This window comes from Neorhizobium sp. BETTINA12A, assembly GCF_023006485.1.
GTDB lineage: Bacteria > Pseudomonadota > Alphaproteobacteria > Rhizobiales > Rhizobiaceae > Neorhizobium.
Map to the genome: position 1 here is coordinate 1 of NZ_JALBGW010000065.1, position 25,592 is coordinate 25,592.

Annotated in this window: 26 protein-coding genes; 13 read left to right on the forward strand and 13 right to left on the reverse strand. The window is 61.2% G+C overall.

Features of this window, described 5'->3' with window-relative positions; translation table 11 throughout:
• From MOV61_RS16565 to MOV61_RS16585, 5 genes are all read right to left on the reverse strand, one after another.
• On the reverse strand, window positions 1-716 hold a 716-nt coding region (locus MOV61_RS16565), incomplete at its 3' end, for a D-alanyl-D-alanine carboxypeptidase family protein (RefSeq protein ID WP_247137378.1).
• A gap of 278 nt (window positions 717-994) precedes the next feature.
• Window positions 995-1,729: a hypothetical protein gene (locus tag MOV61_RS16570; protein ID WP_247137364.1), complete on the reverse strand. Its 735-nt coding sequence runs from the start codon at window positions 1,727-1,729 to the stop codon at window positions 995-997.
• Between the two features lie 246 nt (window positions 1,730-1,975).
• On the reverse strand, window positions 1,976-2,542 hold the full coding sequence (locus MOV61_RS16575; RefSeq protein WP_051900104.1) for a transglutaminase-like cysteine peptidase: 567 nt from the start codon (window positions 2,540-2,542) through the stop codon (window positions 1,976-1,978).
• A 587-nt stretch (window positions 2,543-3,129) separates the two neighbouring features.
• Window positions 3,130-3,741: a PilZ domain-containing protein gene (locus MOV61_RS16580; protein WP_038543091.1), complete on the reverse strand. Its 612-nt coding sequence runs from the start codon at window positions 3,739-3,741 to the stop codon at window positions 3,130-3,132.
• Window positions 3,742-3,853: 112 nt separating this feature from the next.
• Window positions 3,854-4,420 (reverse strand): PAS domain-containing protein, encoded by a 567-nt coding sequence (locus MOV61_RS16585; protein WP_247137365.1) that lies wholly within the window; start codon window positions 4,418-4,420, stop codon window positions 3,854-3,856.
• 222 nt (window positions 4,421-4,642) lie between these two features.
• On the opposite strand from MOV61_RS16585, the gene MOV61_RS16590 reads away from it, so the two are divergent.
• Both MOV61_RS16590 and MOV61_RS16595 read left to right on the forward strand, forming a co-directional pair.
• On the forward strand, window positions 4,643-5,401 hold the full coding sequence (locus MOV61_RS16590) for a rhomboid family intramembrane serine protease (protein ID WP_247038236.1): 759 nt from the start codon (window positions 4,643-4,645) through the stop codon (window positions 5,399-5,401).
• 128 nt (window positions 5,402-5,529) lie between these two features.
• Window positions 5,530-5,964: a CBS domain-containing protein gene (locus tag MOV61_RS16595; RefSeq protein ID WP_247038238.1), complete on the forward strand. Its 435-nt coding sequence runs from the start codon at window positions 5,530-5,532 to the stop codon at window positions 5,962-5,964.
• A gap of 64 nt (window positions 5,965-6,028) precedes the next feature.
• Here MOV61_RS16595 and MOV61_RS16600 read toward each other — a convergent pair whose 3' ends face one another.
• The 3 genes from MOV61_RS16600 to folE form a co-directional block, all read right to left on the reverse strand.
• The gene (locus MOV61_RS16600) at window positions 6,029-6,988 is read right to left on the reverse strand and encodes a patatin-like phospholipase family protein (RefSeq protein ID WP_038543085.1); all 960 of its coding nucleotides are present in this window, start codon (window positions 6,986-6,988) and stop codon (window positions 6,029-6,031) included.
• A gap of 108 nt (window positions 6,989-7,096) precedes the next feature.
• Window positions 7,097-7,558, reverse strand: a complete 462-nt coding sequence (gene hisI, locus MOV61_RS16605; protein WP_247038242.1) for a phosphoribosyl-AMP cyclohydrolase — start codon at window positions 7,556-7,558, stop codon at window positions 7,097-7,099.
• Between the two features lie 28 nt (window positions 7,559-7,586).
• A complete protein-coding gene (folE, locus tag MOV61_RS16610) occupies window positions 7,587-8,201 on the reverse strand; it encodes a GTP cyclohydrolase I FolE (protein ID WP_038543080.1) in 615 nt (204 codons plus the stop codon).
• Window positions 8,202-8,484: 283 nt separating this feature from the next.
• On the opposite strand from folE, the gene MOV61_RS16615 reads away from it, so the two are divergent.
• From MOV61_RS16615 to thrS, 4 genes are all read left to right on the forward strand, one after another.
• Window positions 8,485-8,931, forward strand: a complete 447-nt coding sequence (locus MOV61_RS16615) for an iron-sulfur cluster assembly scaffold protein (RefSeq protein WP_247137366.1) — start codon at window positions 8,485-8,487, stop codon at window positions 8,929-8,931.
• Window positions 8,932-9,181: 250 nt separating this feature from the next.
• Window positions 9,182-9,559, forward strand: a complete 378-nt coding sequence (gene yidD, locus MOV61_RS16620; RefSeq protein WP_247137368.1) for a membrane protein insertion efficiency factor YidD — start codon at window positions 9,182-9,184, stop codon at window positions 9,557-9,559.
• A 7-nt stretch (window positions 9,560-9,566) separates the two neighbouring features.
• Entirely contained in the window at window positions 9,567-10,091 is a 525-nt protein-coding gene (locus MOV61_RS16625) for a DUF1697 domain-containing protein (RefSeq protein ID WP_247137369.1), read from the forward strand.
• A gap of 126 nt (window positions 10,092-10,217) precedes the next feature.
• Window positions 10,218-12,230 carry a threonine--tRNA ligase gene (gene thrS, locus MOV61_RS16630; RefSeq protein ID WP_247137370.1) on the forward strand — a complete coding sequence of 671 codons (2,013 nt, stop codon included), beginning with the start codon at window positions 10,218-10,220 and terminating at the stop codon, window positions 12,228-12,230.
• A 106-nt stretch (window positions 12,231-12,336) separates the two neighbouring features.
• Here the strand turns inward: thrS and MOV61_RS16635 are convergent, their stop codons facing one another.
• Window positions 12,337-13,323: a hypothetical protein gene (locus MOV61_RS16635; protein WP_408962391.1), complete on the reverse strand. Its 987-nt coding sequence runs from the start codon at window positions 13,321-13,323 to the stop codon at window positions 12,337-12,339.
• A gap of 107 nt (window positions 13,324-13,430) precedes the next feature.
• Here MOV61_RS16635 and MOV61_RS16640 point away from each other — a divergent pair, with 107 nt between their 5' ends.
• Together MOV61_RS16640 and MOV61_RS16645 are read left to right on the forward strand one after the other, a co-directional pair.
• Window positions 13,431-14,009, forward strand: a complete 579-nt coding sequence (locus MOV61_RS16640) for a nitroreductase (protein WP_247137372.1) — start codon at window positions 13,431-13,433, stop codon at window positions 14,007-14,009.
• An 8-nt stretch (window positions 14,010-14,017) separates the two neighbouring features.
• Window positions 14,018-14,638 carry a flavin reductase family protein gene (locus MOV61_RS16645; RefSeq protein WP_247038250.1) on the forward strand — a complete coding sequence of 207 codons (621 nt, stop codon included), beginning with the start codon at window positions 14,018-14,020 and terminating at the stop codon, window positions 14,636-14,638.
• On the opposite strand, the gene MOV61_RS16650 is transcribed toward MOV61_RS16645, so the two are convergent.
• Window positions 14,628-15,284 carry a hypothetical protein gene (locus MOV61_RS16650; protein ID WP_247137373.1) on the reverse strand — a complete coding sequence of 219 codons (657 nt, stop codon included), beginning with the start codon at window positions 15,282-15,284 and terminating at the stop codon, window positions 14,628-14,630. The genes MOV61_RS16645 and MOV61_RS16650 overlap by 11 nt on opposite strands.
• 110 nt (window positions 15,285-15,394) lie before the next feature.
• Between MOV61_RS16650 and MOV61_RS16655 the strand changes: the two genes are divergently transcribed.
• Complete coding sequence (locus tag MOV61_RS16655) at window positions 15,395-16,522, forward strand: DUF2336 domain-containing protein (protein ID WP_247137374.1); 1,128 nt, start codon at window positions 15,395-15,397, stop codon at window positions 16,520-16,522.
• Window positions 16,523-16,530: 8 nt separating this feature from the next.
• On the opposite strand, the gene MOV61_RS16660 is transcribed toward MOV61_RS16655, so the two are convergent.
• Both MOV61_RS16660 and MOV61_RS16665 read right to left on the reverse strand, forming a co-directional pair.
• Complete coding sequence (locus MOV61_RS16660; RefSeq protein ID WP_038586963.1) at window positions 16,531-16,971, reverse strand: hypothetical protein; 441 nt, start codon at window positions 16,969-16,971, stop codon at window positions 16,531-16,533.
• 134 nt (window positions 16,972-17,105) lie between these two features.
• The gene (locus tag MOV61_RS16665; protein WP_038543058.1) at window positions 17,106-18,326 is read right to left on the reverse strand and encodes an AI-2E family transporter; all 1,221 of its coding nucleotides are present in this window, start codon (window positions 18,324-18,326) and stop codon (window positions 17,106-17,108) included.
• 251 nt (window positions 18,327-18,577) lie between these two features.
• Here MOV61_RS16665 and MOV61_RS16670 point away from each other — a divergent pair, with 251 nt between their 5' ends.
• Window positions 18,578-21,127, forward strand: a complete 2,550-nt coding sequence (locus MOV61_RS16670) for an HWE histidine kinase domain-containing protein (protein ID WP_247137375.1) — start codon at window positions 18,578-18,580, stop codon at window positions 21,125-21,127.
• Between the two features lie 42 nt (window positions 21,128-21,169).
• Here MOV61_RS16670 and parE read toward each other — a convergent pair whose 3' ends face one another.
• Window positions 21,170-23,221, reverse strand: coding sequence for a DNA topoisomerase IV subunit B (gene parE / locus MOV61_RS16675; protein ID WP_247137376.1), 2,052 nt, complete (start codon window positions 23,219-23,221; stop codon window positions 21,170-21,172).
• Window positions 23,222-23,416: 195 nt separating this feature from the next.
• Between parE and MOV61_RS16680 the strand changes: the two genes are divergently transcribed.
• The 3 genes from MOV61_RS16680 to secG form a co-directional block, all read left to right on the forward strand.
• Complete coding sequence (locus tag MOV61_RS16680) at window positions 23,417-24,301, forward strand: alpha/beta hydrolase (RefSeq protein WP_038549210.1); 885 nt, start codon at window positions 23,417-23,419, stop codon at window positions 24,299-24,301.
• A 141-nt stretch (window positions 24,302-24,442) separates the two neighbouring features.
• Window positions 24,443-25,213: a triose-phosphate isomerase gene (gene tpiA, locus MOV61_RS16685; protein ID WP_038543052.1), complete on the forward strand. Its 771-nt coding sequence runs from the start codon at window positions 24,443-24,445 to the stop codon at window positions 25,211-25,213.
• Between the two features lie 95 nt (window positions 25,214-25,308).
• Window positions 25,309-25,592 (forward strand): preprotein translocase subunit SecG (gene secG, locus MOV61_RS16690; protein ID WP_247137377.1); only part of this gene is annotated, 284 nt, incomplete at its 3' end.

Consider the following 25,592-nt stretch of genomic DNA (forward strand, 5'->3'; position numbering starts at 1 on the left):
ATCGTCGCGTCACGGGCAGCACTGGAGCGGCTGCCGAGCACGACGGCAACGATCGAGCGGCCATCGAGCTGCGCCGAGGTCGCAAGGTTGCTGCCGGCGGCGCGGGTGTAACCGGTCTTGATGCCGTCGACACCCTTGACCGTGCCGACGAGGCGATTGTGGTTACCGATCGTCTGTTTGCCGAAATTGAAGCTGCGGATCGAGAAGTAGCCGTAATACTGTGGAAAGTGCTGGCGCAACGCCATGCCGAGCCGGGCCTGATCGCGTGCCGTCGTCATCTGCGCGGTGTTCGGCAGGCCGTTGGCATTGCGGTAGGTGGTGCGGGTCATGCCGAGTGCGCGCGCCTTACTGGTCATCAATGAGGCGAAGCGTTCTTCGGAGCCGCCGACGAATTCGCCGAGGGCCGTGGCCATGTCGTTGGCGGAGCGGGTGACGAGTGCGCGAATGGCCTGATCGACCGAGACCGAACCGCCGGCGCGAACACCGAGTTTCGAGGGTGGCTCGGCTGCAGCGTGAGCAGAGACCGGAACCTGTGTGTCGAGGCTAATGCGGCCGGTTTCAAGCGCTTCGAAGGTGAGGTAGAGCGTCATCATCTTGGTGAGCGACGCGGGATAGCGCAGACCGTCCGGATCCTCGGAATAGAGAACCTTACCGGTCTTGGCGTCAACGACGATGCCGGCGTATTTCGGACCGGCAGCAGCAGGCGTCGAAAACATCGAAATCGCCACAGCCAACGTGAAGAGAAAACCGAGGAACCGTCCCGGGACCGTCGCATCACCCTTGGAAAGGGACGCAGATATCATTTTTTTCGACACTGCCGCACTCATCGCTTGCATCACATTAGTCAAATATCCGGACGCGCCCCCGCCACGGCCGTTACCGTTCAATCTAGGGGATTAGCGTTACCAAGAGGTTTATGATGAACAGCAGCTTACCTCGATATGCTGCATTTTAGACATCATCCCAGGCTTCGACCCGACCCGTCCGCGGCGGCTTATTTCGCCAGCCGGTTTTCGACAAAGAGGCGAACTGCGGCATCAATATGTTGCCAGTCCCGCAAAAGCACGCTGGAGAAGCGATAGAGCACCGTCAGGTCCTGCCCGATGTGGATATCCCGCTGGCAGTCGCCGCTGGTGGCTTTGTCGCCGGGGGCAGGCAGCACGCAGCGCACGGCGTAATCCGGGGCGCCGCCGACCTGGCCAGTTAGAACCACCTCGCTGCCATAACCTGAATCGGCGCGCAGCCGGTGAAGGGTCAGTCCGAAGGCGGCCTGCTGCGGCGCGCCATCGAACAGTTTGGAATAGATCGGCTCCAGCCGGCCGGACATGTCGCGCGACATGGTGCTCTGGGATAATTGGAGGAAAATCAACGAGGAAGACTGAGCGACATCATCGAAGCGCGACCGCAGGCCTGGGCTATAACCTTCGAGTTCCGGCCAGGTGAGATAGAGGTCGACGCGCTCGGTAACGCCGGCCTGACGCTGGTCGCGGAAGCGAATCGTGTTGGCTGGAAGCTTGAGCTTGTCCTGGCCGATCTGGATCGGGAATTCTTCCCGGCTGTCGGTATGGCCGGCAAGCGCGATGCGCTGCCCGAACCAATGGCCACTGACACTGATCGCAGCCGTCAACAGAGCAAGGACCGCGATGACGGCCGCCAGCCGGTAGACGAAACGGTTGGAGAGGAGCGGCGCTTCTTCTGCAGCCGAGAGGTTCCGGGCTGGACCTGCCATGACGCGCGCTCCATGTTCTCATTCGAGAGGTAATTCGCCAGCGCCGGAATGGGACAGAACGCGGATACGAACGCGGCCAAGCGATTTGGCAGCAGTCTGGATCGTTATGATTAACGCTTCGTAAATAAAGCTTGATCCGGGATGGTGACAGCCTCCCAGTAATCCCTTCGGCGCCCACCTTCAGTCCTGCACATTGACCGCGACTCGGATCGCCGTGGTCTTTTTCGTCGATGGGTAGGCGAGAGATTACTGGCCGACGGAGCCGACGGCGGTGGCGCGGCCATCCTGCAGCTTGACCCAGCGGGCGGGATCGTCGTTCGCCTGGCGCTTCAGGAAGGTGTATTCGGTATCCGACCAGATCATGACCTTGTTGCGCATGTTGTCGAGCACGAAGTCGCCGCGATCGGTGCGGACGGTCAGCACCGCATGACCTTCGCCGTTCGGTTGCAGCACGACGGTGATCAGCAGGTCGGACGGCGAGAAACCTTTCGCCATCAGCATCTTGCGCTTCAGAAGCACGAAATCTTCGCAGTCGCCGACGGTACGGGGATAGGCCCAGCGCTCTTCGACGCCATAAATTTCCTGATCCGTCATCGGCGTGATCGAGGAATTGACCGTGTAGTTGACGTCGAGAAGCGTGCGCCACTTGTCTTCGGTTAGTGCGAGCGGGCCGGCGTCCTTGTAGGTCGCGGCGCATTCGCTCACATAGGTCTTGCAGAATTCATAGTGGCCGAGCGGCGGATTGGCCTGGCCGAGAACGCGCACCGTGTTGGCCGGCATGCCGAAAGAACTTCCGGCGGTAAAGATCGCCATGACGGCGGTGATGGTGGCGAGGCCCAGTCCCTTGCGGTATTTCATTTTTATGTCTCCCCGTTGTGAGGAGAACACTGCCAGACAGGGTTTGATCGACCGCAAAATCTCGCAGTAAAATCAATATCTTATTTGAATTCAATTCGCCTAAAACACACATCAAATACATCTCGAACTTTCACAAAATTCGAGCCGAATTTGCCGATAATTTTCGTAAAATGCCGATTATCGAGCGCCTGGCTCCTCGGAGCTTTCCCGCTATCTATCCGTGAATAAAGGAGTTTTTGAAATCCGCGGAGCAGCCCACTGAGCGTCGGAAATCCCGCAATGACGACGATTGGCCGTTGCAAACAGGGAAGGTAAGGTACCGCATTGCGTTGCGTCATGACCAAATCAGGCTGATCGAGGCCGGTTTTCGGGCTCGAAAAAAGTGCCGAAAGGGCACATTTTTTTTGAAGAAAGTTCATTTCGGCACAGACAGGCGGCTTTTTCCTGGCCCGTCCCGCAATGAAACAGGACGCAAAGGATAGGGCACGCAACAAAAAAGCGCCCGGATGGGGCGCTTCTGGATTGCCGTCGTGAGAGCCTTTTTAAAGGAATTCGGTCAGCGTATCGCGTGACTGGACCGAATTGAACTCGATCGCCACGCCTTCCATGAAGTGGCGTACGACGCGGCCGCGCATGTTGCCGAGCCGGACAGGCGTGCCGAGCGCGGGGCGGATGTCGATATCGATCGCCGCGCCGGACAGCGAAAGGTCCACGATGCGACAGGCATAACGCCGGCCGTCGTCGAGCGTGATCTCGGAGCGGGTGTTGCGCGGCGCCAGGCGATCATGGCGACGATCTTCGGGCAGGCCGAGTTCGTGCTTGTTGGCGATCCATGTAAGCTGGGCGGCCAGTTTCTCGCGCTTGCGGTCCGTCGCGTTGATCGACATCACGAAACCGGTGCTCGACAGGCTGATGACCATGCCTTCGAGACGGCCGATATGATCGAGATAGGCGATGACGCGTTCGCCGACGAGCGGCCGGCCGACGCAGGCGAAGCTGACGTCGCCCGGCGACATGTCGACGACGTCGCAAGGAAATTCCTCATGCGTCGCCAGCATCAACCGTCCTGGAATACTGACGGACACGCGCTGAAAGGAACGCTGTGCGGGAACGCTGGATGTCGATGGAGTATGAGATGGCTGAAAAGAATACATTTGAGAGAGCTTTTCTCTTCTAAGTCTATCGTTAAGAGTATTAGCGCGCCGCGGTTAACAGAAGGTTTTGGCAGGGACCGTCAGCCGCGTGTGCTGCGATGGGATGTTTCCCTCAAGACGGGCTGCGGCCGGGTGTGTGGGAGAAACTGCGGCGATCGCCCGTGACCGGCACACCGAAATGTGAACCGCCGCCGGTCAGGAACGTCCAGTTCTCGAGCGTCAGAAAAATGGCCGGCGTTGCCGTTACGGGGTAAGGAGAAACCACCGGCAGAAGAGCACCAAAAATCCGATCGCTTGGCGCCGCCTCCACCGATCGGATTGGCAGAAGCAGCATTTCATAGGCGTGGCGGATGTGGCTATTCGAGGCACGGACATCCAGGAGTGACGGCTGCTGGGAGTGAATGACGCCGTGGGCGATCTCCACCGGCTGCCGGTGATCGGTCTCCTGCCAGACGTCCGCGAACGGCTTGCCGCGAAACTCACGGTCGAACAGCTCACAGATGCGGGTTCCCGCCAGGCGGAACGCCAGCGTGCCGGCCGGGTCCATGGCGGCCATGAAAAGATGCGGGAGAAGATGACGCAGAGCGGTCGGGTCGATCTCGGTCTTGAGGGGAGCCATCCCGTCGCGTTTGAGATTGATCCAGTAGTCGAAGATTGCCCTGGTTGCCTGATTGCGCATCCATCTTACCTGTCATATTTCGATACAGGCCGCGCTTCATGGACGGCCGATCCTCCTCACGCAGCGAAAACCATGCCACGGCGAGGGCATCATGGTTAAGGATTTGCCACCGATCACGGCACCCGCGCGACCGTGATCCTGCCCGCGCTTTCCTTTGAACAGTCGCTCCTATATGGCTGTCGGACCCATCCGATAGGGGACGAGAAGACAGAAGGAACTGGCATGAACGACGGGCCGGATATGGCTGACGAGCAGCGCGAGACGGATGACGGCGGCGAGCGTTCGCAGCCGATCTTCAATCTTCCGCGGAGCCTCGTCGTGACGCTGGCTTTGCTTGCAGTCATCTACATTGTGCAGGAATATCTGCTGGACGAGGACACGCGCGCCACCATGGTGGTGAACTTGGCGTTTACGCCGCTGCGCTACGTCTATCCGCTCAGCGAGCAGGGACTTGCCTGGGCGTGGACGCCGGTCACGTATTCGCTGCTGCACGGCAGCATCGAGCATATTCTTTTCAACGGATTGTGGCTGATGGCCTTCGGGGCACCGGTGGTGCGGCGGATCGGCACTCTGCGCTACGTGATCTTCTGGGTTCTCTCGGCGGTGGCTGCCGCCTTCTTCCATGCAACGCTCAACTGGGGGGACGAGACGCTGCTGATCGGTGCGTCAGGCGTCGTCTCGGCTTTGATGGGAGCGGCCTGCCGCTTCGCCTTCCCGGAACGCCGAGGTTATGATCGGACCCATGGCCATCTCTATCCGCGCCAGTCTATCCTCGGCTCGTTCCGCAACCGCACCGTCGTCATCTTCACCGCCATGTGGTTCGTCGGCAACCTGCTGATCGCCTTCGGGGTGACGTTGTTCGGTGCGGATATGGGACCGATCGCCTGGGATGCGCATATCGGCGGCTTCCTGTTCGGTTTCCTGCTGTTTGACCTTTTCGATCCCCTGCCGCCCAGCGTCATGCCCATCACGCAACCTTGATCTTTCTTGATCTCTTTCCGGCATCGCTCTACACTTCTGTGCACGTGCAGGGACGGTTCCTCCACCCGGGCGCTTTGCTTCTCGGGAATGGGCGACGTCCAGGCCGAGCCGGTTGGGAGGAGAGAGCCATGGCAATAATCGTCAAGAACATGTTGGATGCAAAGGGTCGTGACGTAGTCACCGTCGACCCCGACAAGACGCTGCTCGAAGTCGCCGGGATTCTCAACGACAAGAAGATCGGCGCCGTCGTGGTAACCGGCATGGAAGGCCGCATCGCCGGCATCTTTACGGAACGCGACCTGGTGCGCGCCATCGCCGGCAAAGGCGCAAGCGTGCTCGACCAACCGGTAAAGTCGGCAATGACCACCGCGGTGCAACGCTGCAAGGATGACACGACCGTCGATGAACTGATGGGGATGATGAGCAGCGGCCGTTTCCGCCACGTACCCGTCGAGCAGGACGGAAAGCTCGCTGGCATCATTTCGATCGGCGACGTGGTCAAGTCACGCATTCGCGAGATTGAACTCGAGGCCGAACAGATCAAGGCCTATATTGCCGGCTGATCGCTTTCGGCTAAGCCTCGCCCAAGGGCGGGGCTGTACCACCTCGTGACGAGGCATCCCCCGCTTAGCGGGCGAAAACTTCCTGCATGCGCTTCAGCGCAGAGATCTGCGCCATGGTCTCCGTATAACCGCGGTCGATCGCTTCGCCGGCGCGGTGGAATTCGGACAGGCCGATATCGGCAAGACGCGGATGCAGCGCCAGATCCGGAGGATCGCCCGCCAGGCGTGCGCGGGAAATGCGTTCCTGGATGATGTTGAAGGCCTGCACCATGGTGCCGGTCAGACCGACACGGATGTCCTCGGGTTTCTTGCGCCCGTCATCGATCGGCTGGACGCTGGCATTGTGCTTGACGACCGCCGAGCGGCCGAAAATCTCGTAGTTCAGGTTGACGGCGACCACGAGCGGCTGTTCGTAGGCGCGGCAGACGGAGGTCGGCACCGGATTGACCAAAGCGCCGTCGACGAGCGTCCGGTTGTTGCATTTCACCGGTTCGAAAATGCCAGGCAGTGCGTAGGAGGCGCGAAGCCCGGTGATCAGCGAGCCACTGGAGATCCACACTTCGTGCCCGGTATGGAGTTCGGTCGCAACCGATACAAACGGGCGGTCGAGATCCTCGATCGACAGGCCTTCGAGATGTTCCTGCATCCGCTTGGTCAGCCGCATGCCGCCGAGGAGGCCGCCGCCGCCGATCGTCAGGTCCAGCAGGCCGGCAATGCGGCGCATGGTCAGCGAGCGGGCGAAGGTTTCGAGTTCGTCGAGCTTGCCGGCGAGGTAACATCCGCCGACCAGAGCGCCAATCGAGGTGCCAGCGATCATGCCGACTTCGATGCCGGCCTCGTCGAGAGCCCTGAGGACGCCGATATGAGCCCATCCGCGCGCGGCACCGCCGCCGAGAGCGAGGGCAAGCTTTGCTTTTTTGGGGGCTTCAACGATGGGAGGAGGGGTGGGTTCGAGGATTTTCGTTTCGTCGCCTTCGGCAGATGCCGCAAGCGGATCGTGACGGTTCCAACTCCAGTTCAGCATCGACAAAAATCCTCCACAGCTGAACAAACCCCGGTCTGACGATTAACGCATCGACAGGTTTCGAAATCGTTTATTCAGTCGAGACACGCCAAAAAACGAGGCAAATGCCTAAATGGTTCCTTGATCGGAATAGACGACGTTTGGATCAAAATGACGCTGATTGTCGGTGATTTCAAGAACCGCCCTACCATCACTTTGGGTAACAACCCGATAGAAACAGGAGCGACGGCCGGTATGGCATGTAGCGTCGTGTCCGGCGACCGAGACCTTGAGCCAGACGGCGTCCTGATCACAATCGGTGCGCAGTTCATGGACGGTCTGCAGGTTGCCGGAGGATTCGCCCTTCTTCCAGATTTTGGCACGCGAACGGCTGTAATAATGGGCGATGCCGGTCTCCACCGTCAGCGCCAGCGCCTCGGCATCCATATGCGCGACCATCAGCAACTCACCGTCACGGACATCGGTGACGACGGCGGTGACGAGACCGTTCTGATCGAAGCGGGGCGTGAAGGCGCCGGCGCCTTCGAGTTCCGTCTTGTCGACGGAAGGCTGGTCGAAAGAAAGCGTCATCAGGAGACTCCGCCCGGAAAACCGCCGATCAGCGGTTGCGGGCCAGCGTGAAGAAACGGGCCTGTTCGGCGGCGTTCGCCTTGAACTCGCCGGTAAACGTCGTCGTCATCGTGTGCGAGCCCTGCTTCTGCACGCCGCGCATTTCCATGCACAGGTGCTCGGCCTCGATCATCACGGCGACGCCGCGCGGCTTTAAAGTTTCCTCGATCGCATTGGCGATCTGCGCCGTCATGTTTTCCTGCGTCTGCAGACGGCGACCGAAGATCTCGACGACGCGGGCGATCTTCGAAAGACCGAGGACCCGGCCGTTCGGCAGATAGGCGACATGCGCCTTGCCGATAATCGGCAGCATATGGTGTTCGCAATGGGAGAAGAACGGGATGTCGCGCACCAGCACGATATCGTCATAACCCGAGACTTCCTCGAAAGTACGTCCAAGCACGTCTTCCGGCGACTGTTCGTAACCGGAAAACAGCTCGCTATAGGAGGCGGCGACGCGCTTCGGGGTGTCGAGCAGGCCTTCGCGGGCCGGATCGTCACCTGCCCAGCGCAAGAGAACGCGCACGGCTTCCTCAGCCTCCTGCTGCGAGGGGCGGACCTGCTTCTCTTTCGAAGCCGGGAAATTCTTCACAATGGCATCCATTTATCGTCTCCTGATGCGGTTCAAGGCCGCATCCGACTGGCGTTACTCACGGACTGATCAGCTGCTAGGCATCGGCGGCTGATTTTTGGGCAATCCGGGGTTATCTGACCTTCGGCGAACATTTTTACAAGATATCCTATTCCGTTTTCGGTAGGATTTCGTGAAAACATCCTTTCTTGATGATCTTGCCCGGACATCACATATAATGGCAGGAACCCTTTTATGGTAGTCCGCCTGACGTGACACAGTGTTCAACGAGCGACGGCCGGACTCAAAGCGAGCCTTGATGGACGACATCTATAACAGCAAGATTCTCGAATTCGCCGGCAATATCACCCATGCCGGCACTCTGCCCGATGCGGATGCGAGTTCCGAAAAACATTCCAAGCTGTGCGGCTCGAAGGTGCGGGTGCACCTGAAGATGGACGGCGACCGGGTCACCGATTTCGCCCACGAGGTCCGCGCCTGCGCACTCGGCCAAGCCTCGTCCTCGATCATGGCCCGGCACGTGATCGGCGCAACGACCGCTGAGATCCGCAAGGCGCGCCAGGACATGCTCGCCATGCTGAAAGAAGACGGCGAGGGGCCGGACGGCCGTTTCGAGGAAATGCGCTACCTGAAGCCTGTCAAGGACTACAGGGCCCGCCATCCCTCCACCATGCTGACCTTCGAGGCGGTAGTCGATGCGATCGACCAGATCGAGGCAAGGCAGCTGGCAACGGTCGGATGACGATGGCGTCCCGGGATACCCCCCTCTGCCCTACCGGACATCTCCCCCTCAAGGGGGGAGATCGGATGGGGGACCGTCTTCGCTTATTCTCGGATGTTTCGCGCTCGGCGACGTGTGCCGTTTCCAATGAGGTGCAAACAGCGCCACGAGTCGATCTCCCCCCTCGAGGGGGAGATGGCCGGCAGGCCAGAGGGGGGCTGGATCGGCACGCCCTAAGTGACGTCCTGCCATCAACCGCGGTTCACCCCTGATGTGCGGCGCCCCAGACTGTCAGCACTCCGAACCCCAGGCGAAGGCAGGCCGCTCCCGCAACTGGTCCGGATCGTTCCGGAAAACACCCGGCCGGCTGTTCGGCATGGGTCTGATCCGCTTCTACCAGCTGACACTGTCCGGCTTCATCGGCAATTCCTGCCGGCATATTCCGACCTGTTCGGAATATGGATATGAGGCGGTGGCGCGGCATGGGCTGTGGCCGGGCGGATGGATGACGCTGTTTCGGGTGGCGCGCTGCGGGCCGGGCGGTACAAGCGGCCTCGACCCGGTGCCGGAAGCGCTCGAATGGCGGCAGCATTGGTGGACGCCGTGGAGATACTGGCGCCGTCATTCCGAACCGGTATCGCCTCCGTGAGGAACCGATGATCACCTATATCGCGCTGCTTCACAGCATCGTTCTCGGCGGCGGCAAGCGGGTCGTGATGGCGGACCTGCGCGCCATGGCGGAGGATCTCGGCTACCGGAATTGCCGGACCCTGGTTTCGACCGGCAATCTCGTCTTCGAAACCGGCAGGTCATCGATCGGCGACATCGAGCAGAGACTGGAGACCGCCTTCGAGAAGCGGTTCGGCAAACATGTCGATATCATCGCAAGGACCGGTGCCGATTGGCTGAAGCTCGCGGCCGGCAATCCCTTTCCGTCGGGAGAAGGTTCCGAGGTCGGCGTGCGGGTGATGCGAAAGCCGCTCGACGAAAGTGTCCTGGACCTGCTCGAGCGCCACCGCGGCGAGGAGAAGATTTCCATCGTCGACGGCAATCTCTGGGTCGATTTCGGCGGCAAGGCCAGCGAGACGCGGCTGCTTTCGGCGATGACCGCCAAGAAGCTCGGCATCGGCACGATCCGCAATGCCAACACGGTCGCCGGGATTGCCGAAATGATCGGCTGAGCAGCCGCTCGCCTTTACTAAAACGCCAAAAGCATTTATCAGCCACGCCGGCTGCGCCCCAAGGGCGAACCGCCATTTATTCCAACACCACCCGCATTCGTTGGCGGGACTGGACAGGAGAAAGACATGTCCCAATCCGTTTCCCTTACATTTCCCGATGGCTCCGTCCGCGTTTTCGACGCCGGCACGACCGGCCGTGACGTTGCCGAGAGCATTTCCAAGTCGCTCGTCAAGAAGGCTGTCGCCGTCACCATCAATGGCACCGTGCAGGACCTTGCCGAGCCGGTGACCGACGGAAAGATCGAGATCGTCACCCGCACCGACGCCCGAGCGCTGGAACTTATCCGCCACGACGCCGCCCACGTGATGGCGGAGGCCGTACAGGAGCTTTGGCCCGGCACGCAAGTCACCATCGGCCCGGTGATCGAGAACGGATTCTATTACGATTTCGCCCGCAACGCGCCTTTCACGCCCGACGATCTGCCGAAGATCGAGGCGAAGATGAAGGAAATCATCGGCCGCAACAAACCGTTCACCAAGCAGGTCTGGTCTCGCGAGAAGGCCCGCGAAGTCTTCGCAGCCAAGGGCGAAGGCTACAAGGTCGAGCTGATCGATGCGATCCCGGAAGACCAGGATCTCAAGATCTATTATCAAGGCGACTGGTTCGACCTCTGCCGAGGTCCGCATATGGCCTCGACCGGCCAGATCGGCACGGCCTTCAAGCTGATGAAGGTTGCCGGTGCCTATTGGCGCGGCGATTCGAACAACGCCATGCTGACCCGCATCTACGGCACCGCCTGGGCGACGCAGGAAGAACTCGACCAGTACCTGCACGTGCTGGCCGAAGCCGAAAAGCGCGACCACCGCAAGCTCGGCCGGGAAATGGACCTCTTCCATTTCCAGGAAGAAGGTCCGGGCGTGGTGTTCTGGCACGGCAAGGGCTGGCGCATGTTCCAGACGCTGACCGCCTATATGCGTCGCCGGCTTGCCGGCACCTATGAGGAAGTCAACGCGCCGCAGGTTCTCGATGCCTCGCTCTGGGAGACGTCGGGCCACTGGGGCTGGTACCAGGAGAACATGTTCGCGGTGAAGTCTGCCTATGCCTTCACGCATCCGGAAGACAAGGAAGCGGACAACCGCATTTTCGCGCTGAAACCGATGAACTGCCCGGGACACGTGCAGATCTTCAAGCATGGTCTGAAGTCTTACCGCGAACTGCCTATCCGGCTTGCAGAATTCGGCCTTGTGCATCGCTATGAAGCTTCCGGCGCGCTGCACGGGCTGATGCGCGTACGCGGCTTCACCCAGGACGATGCGCATGTCTTCTGCACAGACGAGCAGATGGCCGCCGAATGCCTGCGGATCAACGACCTGATCCTGTCGGTCTACGAGGATTTCGGCTTCAAGGAAGTCGTGGTCAAGCTATCGACCCGGCCGGACAAGCGTGTCGGCACCGACGCGCTTTGGGATCGTGCCGAATCCGTCATGCTCGATGTTCTGAAGACGATCGAGGCGCAGTCGGAAGGCCGCATCAAGACCGGCATCCTGCCGGGCGAGGGCGCGTTCTACGGTCCGAAGTTCGAATATACGCTGAAGGACGCGATCGGCCGCGAATGGCAGTGCGGCACGACGCAGGTGGACTTCAACCTGCCGGAACGGTTCGGCGCCTTCTATATCGATCAGAACTCGGAAAAGACCCAGCCGGTGATGATTCATCGCGCCATCTGCGGTTCGATGGAACGGTTCCTCGGCATCCTGATCGAGAACTTTGCGGGCCACATGCCGCTCTGGTTCGCGCCGATGCAGGTGGTGGTGGCGACGATCACCTCGGACGCGGACGATTACGGCCGTGAAGTCGCAGAAGCTCTGCGCGAGGCGGGAATGGTCGTCGAGACAGATTTCCGCAACGAGAAGATCAACTACAAGATCCGCGAGCACTCGGTCACCAAGGTGCCGGTGATCATCGTCTGCGGCAAAAAGGAAGCCGAGGAGCGTTCGGTGAACATCCGCCGCCTCGGCTCGCAGACGCAGACCTCGATGACGCTCGACGAAGCGATCTCTTCGCTGACCCTCGAAGCAACGCCGCCGGATGTGTTGCGCCGCCTTGAAGCGAAGAACAAGAAGAAGGCCGCGGCCTGACCGATAATGACAGCGCCTGCCGAACGGCGGGCGCTGTCAGAACTCGGCTATATCGACGGGCCTTCTGGGGACTGATCTGTCGGCTGGAGAAGCCTGCCTGGACCTGTCAATTCCGGTCGCTGGTGACCCCGCCGGCCACCTGAGGTGTATCGCGCATCAGCACTTCGACCTCGGTATTTTGTCCGGCTTTGACGGTGAACGAGCGCTGATAGATCTTGGTCTTGTTGCGGGCGACGGCGAGATACTCGCCTTCCGACAAGACCATCGTGGAAAAAGCGCTGACGCTTTCGTTGACGACGTCGCCGGCGGCGGTCAGTACCGACCAGGCCGTATCGGCGATCGCTTCACCGCCTTTTTGAGAAACGAGCTTCAGGGTGATCTGCGCGGCGCGGTGCTGCAGTACCGCCTGGGTGAGCTTGCCGGCCTCCACCTGGATGTCGGCCCGAACCACCGCATTGACGTCCCCATATTCCGAGACGACGTGATAGGTGCCGGCATTCAGACGCACGACCGTATTCGGCTTGACGTCCGACATCACCAGCGCCCGGTCGCCATTGTCGCGCACTTCGGCAGAATAGACCGAAAAGCTCAGTTCCTTCGGCGGGATGCGCTGGTCGGTACCGGCAACCGCATTGAGAACAAAACCGCCGGCGTCGAGCACCAGAGTCTGTTTCGGCACATTGCCGTTTTCGGGGACTTTCAGTTTCTTGGTGACCCCGGCGCGGCCGAACGCGCAATTGACGAAATAATCGCCGGGGGCGAGCTGGAATGACGCGGAGCCGCCTTCGGAACTGGCCACCAGCGGCAATTTGCCGTCGTCACCGGCGATCGGGCTGAAAACGCGCCAGGTCAGGCCTTCCTGCATCGGCTGGCCGTCGGACGTCAGCTTGGCATCGAACTGCACGTCTTTTGAGAGAATACCGGACGGACCGCCCGGCAGAGCCGAGAAAGCGTTGAGCTTCGGCATCTTGCCGGTGCTGTCCGGCGTGCGGAAATTCTTGAAGGCGTCTTCCTGAGCGAATGCGCCGAAAGCCGGGCCGAGAGCCATCGCTCCGGCGAGGAACCAGCGTGCCGCAAGGGAAGTGCCTGCCATCTGTTGTCTACCGGTTGACTCTTGTTTTCCGAGACGGCACTTGAGACCAATGACAAGGCAATTTCAAGACCTTCCCACCGCGCCAGCTCCAAATGAAAGCTTTGACCATGCAAAATGACGTTAAACTCATCGATTTTCTGCGCGAAAGGCATTCCACGCCAGTAGCACAGTTCAAGGAGCCTGGCCCGTCGCGGGAGGAATTGGAGGTGATTCTGACCTTGGCCACCCGCGTTCCGGATCATGGCAAGCTCGCGCCCTGGCGCGTCATCGTGTATCGCGGCGACGTGCGCAGCAGGCTCGGCGAACAGTTCCTCGCCCTGTCACTCAAGAAGATGCCCGAGATGACCGATGCCGCCAGAGAGGCGGAACTGGCGCGCTTCACCCGCGCGCCGCTGGTCGTCGCCATAGTCAGCACTGCGGCACCGCATCCAAAGATCCCCGAATGGGAACAGGTGCTTTCTGCCGGCGCCGTCTGCTTCAACATGCTGATGGCCGCAAACGCCCATGGCTACGTCGCCAACTGGCGTACGGAATGGGTCGCCTATGACGACGAGGCGCTGGCGCTCCTCGGTTTGAAGCCGGGCGAAAAAATTGCCGGCTTCATCCATATCGGCTCGAGCGATTTTGCGACGCCGGACCGCCCGCGGCCGGAACTGTCGCAGATCGTCACCTACGCCGGCGAATAGGGTTTTCGATGTTCTACACGACCGATACCAACCAGCATGGACTGAAGCACGACCCTTTCAAGGCGATCGTCGCGCCCCGCCCGATCGGCTGGATCGGTACGAAGGGCAGGGACGGATCGATGAACCTGTCACCCTACTCCTTCTTCAACGCCATTTCCGACAGCCCAAAACTGGTGATGTTTTCCTCCAGCGGCCGAAAGCACAGCCTGAAGAACGCCGAGGAAACCGGTGTCTTCACCGCGAGCCTCGCAAGCCGACATCTGGCGGAGAAGATGAACGCCTCGTCGGAAGCGGTGCCTTACGGCGTCAGCGAATTCGAGGTGGCGGGGCTGACCGCCAAGATGGCGGAACTCGTCGATGCGCCTTACGTCGCGGAAGCCTATACGGTGCTGGAATGCCGCGTCACGCAGGTGATCCAGCCGGTGGGGTTGGACGGCCAGGGCGCCGAGGCCTACATGGTTTTCGGCCAGGTGGTCGGCATCCATATCAGCGAGGAGATCCTGCGGGGCGGACGGATCGACATGGGACTTGCCCGGCCGATCGCCCGCATGGGTTATCGTGATTTTGCCGACGGCGGCGCGGACGTGTTCGAAATGATCCGGCCGGCAGGCGCCGAGCCTAGACGCTGAAAATCCGATTGACGATCGCAACTTGATCAGGGCTGCGGCAGAGCTTGGCGGAGAAGCCGTTCGCTCTTGCTCTTTCGCATTCAGACAGAAAAGCCGCCGCGTCCCCAGCCGGCGAGACGGCATCGACGGCCGTTATGCCGGCGGCGGCGGCGGCAAGCGCGATGGTTGCAGCCGCGATACGCGCGGTATCGGAGAAGGGCTTATAACCACCTTCCCAGCCAAGGGCCACCAAGCGGCGACTGCAGTGCTCGAAGCTCGGGGCGGCAAGGATGCCGGCGGCATCGGCAAGCGCAACGATCTGCGTCCTGCCCGGTGCCAATCCTGCGCGGATTTCCGCCACCCGCAGAGCCATATCTAGCCTCTGGACTTCGGCCCCGCTGCGGGCGCCGGACAGAATGACCGAGGCGGCGCGACACTGGCTGGCGAGCGCGACGGCGGCCTCCGTTCTTCCAAAAGAGAAAGCCGGCAGAAGGAACGCAAGCTGTCCGGCCGGTGCCAGGTCAGCCCACTGGCGCTCTAGACTCGTCGCTGCATCCCACGACTCGGGCGGGGCGGTCAGGTCGACAACGATCGCGTCCGCACCTGCCGAACGGACGGTTGCGGCCTCCGCGGAGGGGTCGACGACAAGCCAGGAGCGTATTTTCAAGGACTTCGCCATGGTTAAGGAACGTGGTGAACCAATCTTAAACTTTTTGCCACTAGCGTGACTTATCAAGCCAGCCGGATCCGAACTGGCATGTGTAGTCGAGGCCGAGTGTGATCGTACAGGCATTTCTTCGTTGGGCTGAAACAGCAAGAACGGGCGAGAGGGCAAAGGCGGCCAATGCTCTCGGCCGGGCCTATCTCCACTCGCCAATGGGCAGCGATCAGCGTCGCGCCGCAGCCCTTGCGATGACCTATCTGCTCGACGACCCGTCGCCGCATGTGCGCCTGGCGCTTGCGGAGGCTCTGGCGGGCTCCCCCGATGCGCCGCGTGCCGTCATCGTCTGCCTTGCCGAGGATCAGCCGGAGATCGCCTGTACGGTCATCGCCTGTTCGCCCGTCCTTACCGAAAGCGATCTCGTCGATCTTGCCGGGCGCAGCGACAGCCTGACCCGTGCGATGATCGCCGCAAGGCCGAACCTTTCGCGCGGGATCGCCGCCGCGATCGCCGAGATCGGCGACGAATGCGAAGTCACCCTTCTGCTGGAAAACGAGACCGCTTCGATCACCCGGATTTCGCTCAGGCGGATCGCGGAACGGTTCGGGCAGTGCTGCCAGATCCGCAACCTGCTGCTGGAACGCGATGCGCTGCCGGCGGATGCCCGCCACATGCTCGTCAACCACATTACCGCGGCACTTGCCGGCTCCGGACTGGTGCGAACCATCATGGCGCCGGCCCGGATCGAGCACATGACCCGAGAAGCAGGCGAGGCTGCGGCCGTCGCCATTGCCGGCACCGTGCTGCAGGAAGAAATCCCCGGCCTGGTCGAACATTTGCGCACGGCCGGACGGCTGACGCCTGCCTTCCTGATCCACGCGCTCTGCAGCGGCAAGGTCGATTTCTTCGCCGGCGCAATGGTCTCGCTCTCCGGGCTCGACGACCGCCGCGTGAGAGCTATTCTCGCGGCGGGCCGTATGCATGCGGTGCGGGCGCTTTTCGAAGCTTCGGGCCTCGGGCGGGATATCGCAGCTGTCTTCGTCGAAGCGGTCTTCCTCTGGCGGAAGGCGGCAGCAGACGGGACGCTCGACAATATCGCCGGCATGTTGCTCGAGAAATTCCAGCGGCCGAACATGCAGCTTTCGCCGATCGGCGAACTTCTCGACATGATCGAGAAGCTGCATAGGCTGGAGGTCCGGCTCAGCGCGCGGTCTTATGCCAGCGGCGTGTCGCTGGCGGCGTAACCGCCAGCTTATCGGAATTTCTTGGCAACCCAGGAATAGCCATTCTCGACCAGCCGTACCGGGCTGGTCATCAGCGTTTTCACGCCTTCGGTGGTCGGCAGCACGGTCTTGACCCGCTGGATGGCGCGACCCGCAAGCGTTTCCTTCTCCTGTTGCGTCACCGGCTCCGGAGCAGGCGTAGCGGCTGGCTCTGCCGATGGTGCGGGCATCGTGGTCTCCGGTCGCGACTGCGGCACCGGCGCCTTGGCGATCTCCGTCGCTTCCGGTTTCTGGCAGACGGCGATGAGCATCGGGTAGGCCTGGTTGGCATAACCGGAGAGCTGTTGTTCCGATACCGAATTGCACATCTCGATGCTCGGCCAGCGGTTTTCTGCGGTCGCGATATAATGGCAGTCCGTCCCGGCGTCGTTGCAGCCGAGAATGGTCATGACAATCAGTGCGGAATTCATGGCGTTCCCCGAAATATGGTGAGCGACTTAAAGCGAGCAATCTTGGCCCGACCAAGGCAGCTTCAACGGATCCGCCATATCGGGCCGTTCGGAGATTACCGGACCGATCCGCTCAGCATCTTCATTCAGCATCTTCATGGAGAAGAGACTTTCCTGACGACGGGAAGATCTGGGGGAAGCTCCGGAGATGTCGCCGGCCCCTTGGGCATCTCGACGGTTTCAGCCTCGGTCACTTCGGCCATCTTCACTTCGCGAATCCATTCGCGCCAGATCGACACGAGCAGCGCCATCAGGACCGGGCCGATGAACAGGCCGAGGAAGCCCATGGTGCTGACGCCGCCGACGAGACCGAAGAATGTCGGCAGGAAGGGAAGCTTGATCGGGCCGCCGACTAGGCGAGGCCGCAGCGTTTTGTCGACGATGAAGAGTTCGACCGTGCCCCAGAGGAAAAGACCGCCGCCGGCGAAGTAGGCGCCATTGGCGACAAGATAGAACGATATCAGCGAGAACGACAGCGGCGCGCCGCCCGGGATAAGCGCCATCAGGCCGGTCAAAACGCCGAGCGTGACGGGCGAGGGGACGCCCGCGATCCAGTAGGCGATGCCGAGCACGATGCCTTCGCCGATCGCAATCAGCGTCTGGCCGGTCACGGTGGAGCTGATCGTCCTTGGAACGACGCGCGAGATACGCTCCCAGCGGGTCGGCAGGATGCGCTCGCCGAGAAGATCGATCTGCTCGCTGAAGGAACCGCCGTCGCGATAGACGAAGAACAGCGCGATCAGCATGAAAAGCAGTGTCAGGACCAGATGGAAAGCGCCGTCGCCGGCGGCTACGATGGCCCGGTAGATATTACCGATATTGGCGCCCGAGACGATCTGGATCAGTTCGCCGACCGCACCGGGCGAGCCGACATGCTGGACCCATTGGATGCCGAGCCATTCGCCGACCCAGGGAAGGCCGGTGATCCAGGCTGGGGGCGGCGCGCCGAAACGGTTCACTTCGGCGGCCCAGATGATCCACTGGCGCACTTCGCCGATCGTGTAGGAGATGGCGATGCCGATCGGCACGATGAGGAAGGCCAGGATGAAGATAATGGCGAGCGAGGCGGCGATCGTCGTGTTGCCACCTGTACGGCGCAAGAGCTCGCGGTAGAGCGGCCAGCTTGCAAAGCCGATCACCAGGGCGGCCAGAACGGGGACCAGGAAGCCGTGGAAGAAATAGATGCCTGCGGCGGCGACGAGCACGAGAAGCCAGCGAGCAGCCGAGATCGGCGGGATCAGCGCGACCCTGCTCGGTGCAACTGGCCCAAGCCAACGCGGCTCTTTCGGGCCTTTGCGATCGTTATTTCCGCTCACCGCATTTCCTTTTTTTCATTTTCACCATCATATGGCTTATGAGGCTGCCTGGTACAAGACTAATGCGTCATCCATTAAAAGGAAGCTTACTCCTTGCCCTAGACGGCAGATGCGATAGAAATATGAAATCACTTCCGACAAAGCCGGAAGTACGGAACAAACCTTCTTGATGAAGTTTTCCCAGCCTCGATGGAATGCCCAAGCGTCTGCTGTCCCATCTATTGGCCGGACTGCCTTCAGGGACTTGTAATATGCCTTACAGGGATACGGTCGATCTTACCAATTGCGACCGAGAGCCGATCCATATCCCCGGCAGCATTCAACCTCATGGATGCCTTATCGCCTGCGACGCCGCCGGATCCGTCGTCATGCAGCATTCAGCCAACGTGGCGGACATGCTTGCGATCACGGGAGAGATTAACGGCCAACGGCTGGAGGATATCGTCGGCGGGGAGGCGGCCCACACATTGCGCAATGCGCTCGCCACGTCCGACAATCCGGCGCGGCCGGCGCTTCGGCACGGCCTCAAGTTTGCCTCGGGTGCCGCTTTCGACGTTTCGATCCATCGTTTCGAGTCCAAGGTGATCTTGGAGTTCGAACCGGCCTCGACCGATTCCGACCAGCCGCTCGAAGTGGCGCGCATGCTGATCAGCCGCATCCGCAACGTCGCCAGCCTCGACCGGCTGATCGAAAGCTCGGTGCGGCTGATCTATGCCATGCTCGGCTACGACCGGGTGATGATCTATCGTTTCGAAGAGGATGGTGCCGGAAAGGTCGTCAGCGAATACAAGAGACGCGACCTCGAAAGCTTCAAGGGCCAGTATTTCCCGGCGGGCGACATTCCGAAACAGGCCCGGGCGCTTTACGTGAAGAACACTATCCGGGTGATCTCCGACGCCGGCAATCCGCGCATCCCGATCGTGCCGGAAACCGACGAGGCAGGCGAGGCGCTCGATCTGTCCTTCGCACATTTGCGCAGCGTTTCGCCGATCCATTGCGAGTATCTGCGCAACATGGGGGTCGCCGCGTCGATGTCGATCTCCGTCGTGGTGGATAACGAGCTGTGGGGCCTGATCGCCTGCCACCACTATTCTCCAAAAGTACTCTCGATGCCGCAGCGTGTGGCGGCGGAGACTTTTGGAGAATTTTTCTCGCTGCATCTGAGTGCATTGAAGCAGCGACAGCTCATGGAGACTGCCGGCCAGGCTCGGCGGTCGCTCGACCGCTTCCTGCAGGCCGCCTCCCATCATGCGGATATCACCGCGCTGCTGCGCAGTTCGCTCGCAGAGTTCGGCCAGATGCTGGCCTGTGATGGCGTAGGCCTGTGGCTCGGCGGCGTGTTGACCGGGGAAGGCGCCGTGCCGCCGCAGGACCGGATTGCCGAGCTTGCCGATTTTGTCGGCGGCGTTGCAGGCGGCAAGATCTGGTCCAGCTTTCAGCTCTCCACGGATCTTCCGGAAATTCGCATCTCTCCCGACATGGTCTGCGGCGTGCTGGCCATCCCGCTTTCCCAGCGACCCCGCGACTACCTGTTCTTCTTCCGCCGCGAAATGGTGCAGACGGTCAATTGGGCCGGCAATCCTGAGAAATCCTATGAAACGGGCCCCCTCGGAGACCGCCTGACACCCCGCAAGAGTTTCGCGATCTGGAGGGAGATGGTGCATCTGCAAGCCCAGCCCTGGAGCGATAGTGACCGTGAGATCGCCGATGCGATCCGAGCCGTGTTGGTCGAGGTGGTCCTCCACCACAACGAACTGCTGGCCGACGAGCGCGGTAAGGCGGACGTGCGTCAGCGGATGCTGAACGAGGAGCTCAACCACCGGGTCAAGAACATTCTTTCGGTGATCAAGGCGCTGGTCGGGCATTCGGTCGATGCCGAAGTCAGCCTCAAGGATTATATCGGCTCGCTCAAGGGACGCATCCAAGCGCTCGCCTTTGCCCACGACCAGGTGGTGCGCGGCGGCGACGGCGGCGGGCTGTCCGATCTTCTCGAAGCTGAGCTGAAGCCTTATAGCGAGGGAACGCGCAGCGTCACACTCAAGGGGCCGCGCGTCTGGCTCGACAGCCGTGCGTTTTCGGTCATGGCGCTGGTATTGCACGAGATGTCGACCAATGCGGCCAAATACGGCTCGCTCTCCGTCAACGGCGGGCGGTTGGATATCGAGTGGCGGCGGCTTGCCAACAACGATTGCGAACTTGTCTGGACCGAAAATGGCGGGCCGTTGGTAAGCCCCCCGTCCCGGGCCGGGTTCGGCAGCGTCCTGATCACCCGCAGCGTGCCCTACGAGCTCGAGGGTGAGGCGAAGATCGAATATCCGCCCGAAGGGGTGAGGGCGCGTTTCGTGGTGCCGTCGAAACACATCCATGGCGATGAGGAGTTGGCGGACGTGGAAGCCGGGGAGAGCGGCAGCGTCGTCAGCCACGACGCCGTTGCTCCGCGGCTTCAGGACCTCGAATTCCTGCTGGTAGAAGACCAGATGCTGATTGCGGCGGACGTGGAAGCAATGCTCGCCGACCATGGCATCGACAAAGTGACGACGACGCCCTCGGCTGCCGACGCCTTCCGCAAGCTTGAGGACATCCGGTTTGATGTGGCGATCCTCGACGTCAATCTCGGCTCCGGCACATCGCTGCCGATTGCCGAGGAACTGATCCGCCGGAATATTCCGTTCATTTTCGCAACCGGCTATAGCGACAAGGCGATCATCCCGGCAAGCTTCTCGGCACCGGTCGTACGCAAGCCCTATGAGGCGGCCGCACTGATCAGCGCCGTTACCAAAGTGCTCAGGGAACGGAGATGACCGTCATGGCGAAGCCGGAGATATCCAAGCCGGAAATCCGGCTTAGATATCGAGGTTTTCCGCAAATGCGGCACGCTCCTGGATGAAGCGGAAGCGGGCATCAGCCTTGGTGCCCATCAGGTTGTCGACGGCCTCGCGGGTGCCTTCGAAATCCACGTCGTCGATCGAGATGCGCAGCAGCGTGCGATGGGCAGGATCCATCGTGGTTTCCTTCAGCTGCGCCGCCATCATCTCGCCGAGCCCTTTGAAGCGGCCGATCTCGACCTTCTTGCCCTTGAACACCGTTTCCATCAGCTCCGCCCGGTGGGCATCGTCGCGGGCATAGACGGTCTTGCCGCCCTGGCGCAGCACGTAGAGCGGCGGCACCGCCAGATAGAGATGGTTGCCGCGGATCAGCTCCGGCATTTCCTGGTAGAAGAAGGTGATCAGCAGCGAAGCGATATGGGCGCCGTCGACATCGGCATCGGTCATGATGATGATGCGTTCGTAGCGGAGGTCTTCCTCGCGGTATTTGGTGCGGGTGCCGCAGCCGAGCGCCTGGATGAGATCGGCGATCTGCTGGTTGGCGGACAGCTTTTCACGGCTGGCGCTGCCGACGTTGAGGATCTTTCCACGCAAAGGCAGGATGGCCTGATTGGCGCGGTTGCGGCCCTGCTTGGCCGATCCTCCTGCCGAATCACCTTCGACGATGAAGAGTTCGGCACCTTCAGCGGTGTTCTGCGAGCAGTCGGCGAGCTTGCCGGGCAGGCGCAGCTTGCGCACTGCAGTCTTGCGGTTGACTTCCTTTTCCTTGCGGCGGCGCAGGCGCTCTTCGGCGCGCTCGATCACCCATTCGAGCAGTTTTGCGGCCTCGGCCGGATTGCCGGCGAGATAGTGGTCAAAAGGATCGCGCAGGATGTTTTCGACGATGCGCTGGGCTTCGACGGTTGCGAGCTTGTCCTTGGTCTGGCCGACGAATTCCGGCTCGCGGATGAAGACCGAAAGCATGCCGACCGCGGAGATCATCACGTCGTCGGTGGTGATTTCCTTTGCGCGCTTGTTCTGGGTCAGATCCGCATAGTTCTTGAGGCCCTTGGTCAGCGCGATGCGCAGACCCGCCTCATGCGTGCCGCCTTCGGGGGTCGGGATGGTGTTGCAATAGGAATGCAGCTCGGGATCGCCGCCATACCAGGTGATCGCCCATTCCATGGCGCCGTGGCCGCCGGTCTTTTCGGTGCGGCCGGCGAAGATTTCGCGGGTGACGGTGAAATCTTTGCCGAGCGTAGCGGAAAGATAGTCCTTCAGGCCGCCAGGGAAGTGGAAGACCGCCTTTTCGGGAATGTCGCCGCCGGCAGGCACCATTCCTGGATCGCAGCTCCAGCGGATTTCGACGCCGCCGAACAGATAGGCTTTTGAGCGCGCCATGCGGAAGATGCGACCGGCATCGAATTTCGCATGATCACCGAAAATCTGCGGATCGGGATGGAAGCGTACCCGGGTGCCGCGGCGGTTATGGACGTCGCCGAGTTCTTCCAGGCCGCCCTGCGGCATGCCGCGCGAAAAGCGCTGGCGATAGAGTTTGCGATTGCGGGCGACCTCCACCTCGAGAAGGTCGGACAGCGCGTTGACAACGGAAACGCCGACGCCGTGTAGACCGCCTGATGTCTCATAGGCCTTGCCGTCGAACTTACCGCCCGCATGCAGCTTGGTCATGATCACTTCGAGCGTAGACTTGCCCGGAACCTGGGGGTGATTCTCGACCGGGATGCCGCGGCCGTTGTCGGTGACCGTCAGGAAACCCTCGGCGTCGAGATGCACGTCGATGAAGTCCGCATGGCCTGCAACCGCTTCGTCCATCGAATTGTCGATGACTTCGGCGAAGAGGTGGTGCATCGCCTTTTCGTCGGTGCCGCCGATATACATGCCGGGACGCATGCGCACCGGTTCCAGGCCTTCGAGCACGCGGATCGAGGAGGCGCCGTAGTCGTCGCCGGACAGGGTGGTCGGCGCCGGGCGCGGTGTCGAGGGCTCGGCCTTGACGGCGGGCGTGGGTTCGGCGGCAACTGCCTTGGCTGTCACCGGCAAATCGGCAAAAAGGTCATTATTGTCATCCATTGGCTGCGTCGGTACTACCTGTCGGGGTGCGGAAGAGGAAGCCATACCCATCTCGTGCTGTTTCGAATCACTCGCGATTCTGCCAGAAACCCGGCTTTTTCGCGATGCCGCATGGAAACGGTCGTTTTTCACCAATGCTGCGCCGATCGGGCCATGGCAAGCTTGCGAGGCTGAAGGAACCGGATGAAACAAAGCATGTCCACAGTTCATTTCGTTTTCGGCACGTTTCTTGCTGTGCTGGCAACTCTTGCCGCCGCGCCGGCGGGGGCGCAGGAGGGGCCGATAAAGCCTTTCAAGGATGAACTCTTTTCCCAGATGAAGGTGTTGCAATCCTCAGACGGCGGAGCCAATGAGGTGATCGACTACCAGGAAATGCGCGATATCAACGGCCGCGATCGCGAGCCGGAACGGCGCGTCAAGGACGAGTATGTTTCGCTGGGTGTCAGGCGCTATCAGCAGAATGAGACGCTGGCCCTCGCCGGGCGCCGGCTCGATGTCACCAGGGTGGGACAGGCGGACGGAGCCGCCTTCACCGTGATCTTCATCCACGGCCGCGGCGGTGACCGCCGGCTCGGTGTCAACGACTATACGTTCGGCGGCAATTTCAACCGCCTGAAGAACCTCGCCACCGGCAATGGCGGCACCTATTATTCGCCGAGCGTCACCTCGTTCGACGACAATGGCGTCACCGATATCGCGGCGCTGATCCGCTACGCGTTCGACCAGTCGGCCGGGCGGCCGGTGATCCTCGCCTGCGCGTCGATGGGCGGGTTCATCTGCCAGGGCATCAGCCGCGACAAACAGGCGGTGCGGTATCTGAAGGGCGTGGCACTGCTCGGCGGCCCGCCGGACCCGGAATTGCCGAAATCGCTTCTGGCCAAGCGCAAGCTGCCCATTTATTTCGCGCATGGCGGCAGCGACAGCGTCTACAGGTCCGAGGATCAGGAAGCGGTCTATCGCAAGCTGAAGGCAGCACGTTACCCGACCCGGTTCACGCTGTTTGCGACCGGCAGCCACGGCACGCCGATCCGGATGGTCGATTGGCGAAAGGTCCTGAATTTTCTGCTGACCAGCCACTGAGCGCCGGTCGTTAACCAAAGACTTGAACCAAAATCTGTCTTTTGCATACCAATTCATGCAGGATAGGCTAAAAACACGTTTCTGATACATGGAGGCTTCGGTTTTGCTCGTCGGGACCGAACGGAGAGGAAATATTTGCCGATGACGCCTGATGTACGCCCGCTCGTTGCCGGAAATTGGAAGATGAACGGCACCCGCGAGTTCCTGACTGAAATCAAGACGATTGCCGACGGCGTGATCGGACCGTTGTCGGAAAAGGTCGATACGCTGATCTGCCCACCGGCAACGCTCCTTTATGTCGCAACCGCCCTGGCGACCGACAGCCCGCTCGAGATCGGCGGCCAGGATTGCCACCAGAACCTGTGCGGCGCTCATACCGGCGATATTTCCGCGGAGATGATCGCCGACTGCTTCGGCACCTATGTGATTGTCGGACATTCCGAACGCCGCGCCGACCACGCGGAAACCGATCATCTGGTCCGGGCCAAGGCGGAGGCGGCCTATGCCGCCGACCTGACGGCGATCATCTGCATTGGCGAAACCGGCGACGAACGCGACGCATACCAGACCCTCGACATCCTGAAACGCCAGATTTTCGGCTCGTTGCCCCTGTCGGCAAACGCCGTCAACACTGTTGTCGCCTATGAACCGATCTGGGCGATCGGCACCGGACTGACGCCGACCGTCAAGGATATCGAAATCGCCCATGCCTTCATGCGGGCAGAACTCGTCCAGCGGTTCGGCGAAGAAGGCAGGCTGATGCGCATTCTCTATGGCGGTTCGGTCAAGCCGGGCAATGCCCGGGAGTTGATGGGCGTCGAGAATGTCGACGGCGCACTGATCGGCGGCGCGAGCTTGAAAGCGGAAGATTTTCTCGCCATCTATCGGGTCTATGAGGGACTGACGGCCTAAAGCTTTTGATAAGGGCTTGGAATGCGCGCAGGCCTCATGTAAAGAGCCGCCAATCTTCTTCTATTGCCTCGTCGAGGGGCAGGGATCTTTAATTCATGCAGACCGTTCTGATTGTCATTCATCTCATGATCGTGCTGGCGCTCGTCGGCGTCGTGCTGATCCAGCGCTCCGAAGGCGGCGGGCTTGGCATCGGCGGCGGCTCCGGCTTCATGTCGGCACGCGGCACCGCCAATGCGCTGACCCGCACGACCGCCATCCTCGCGACGCTGTTCTTCATCACCTCGCTGGCGCTCGGCATCCTGGCGCGCTACGAATCCCGCCCGAGCGACATCCTGAACCGCATCCCGCAGAGCCAGCAGGGCACCGGCGGCGGCATTCT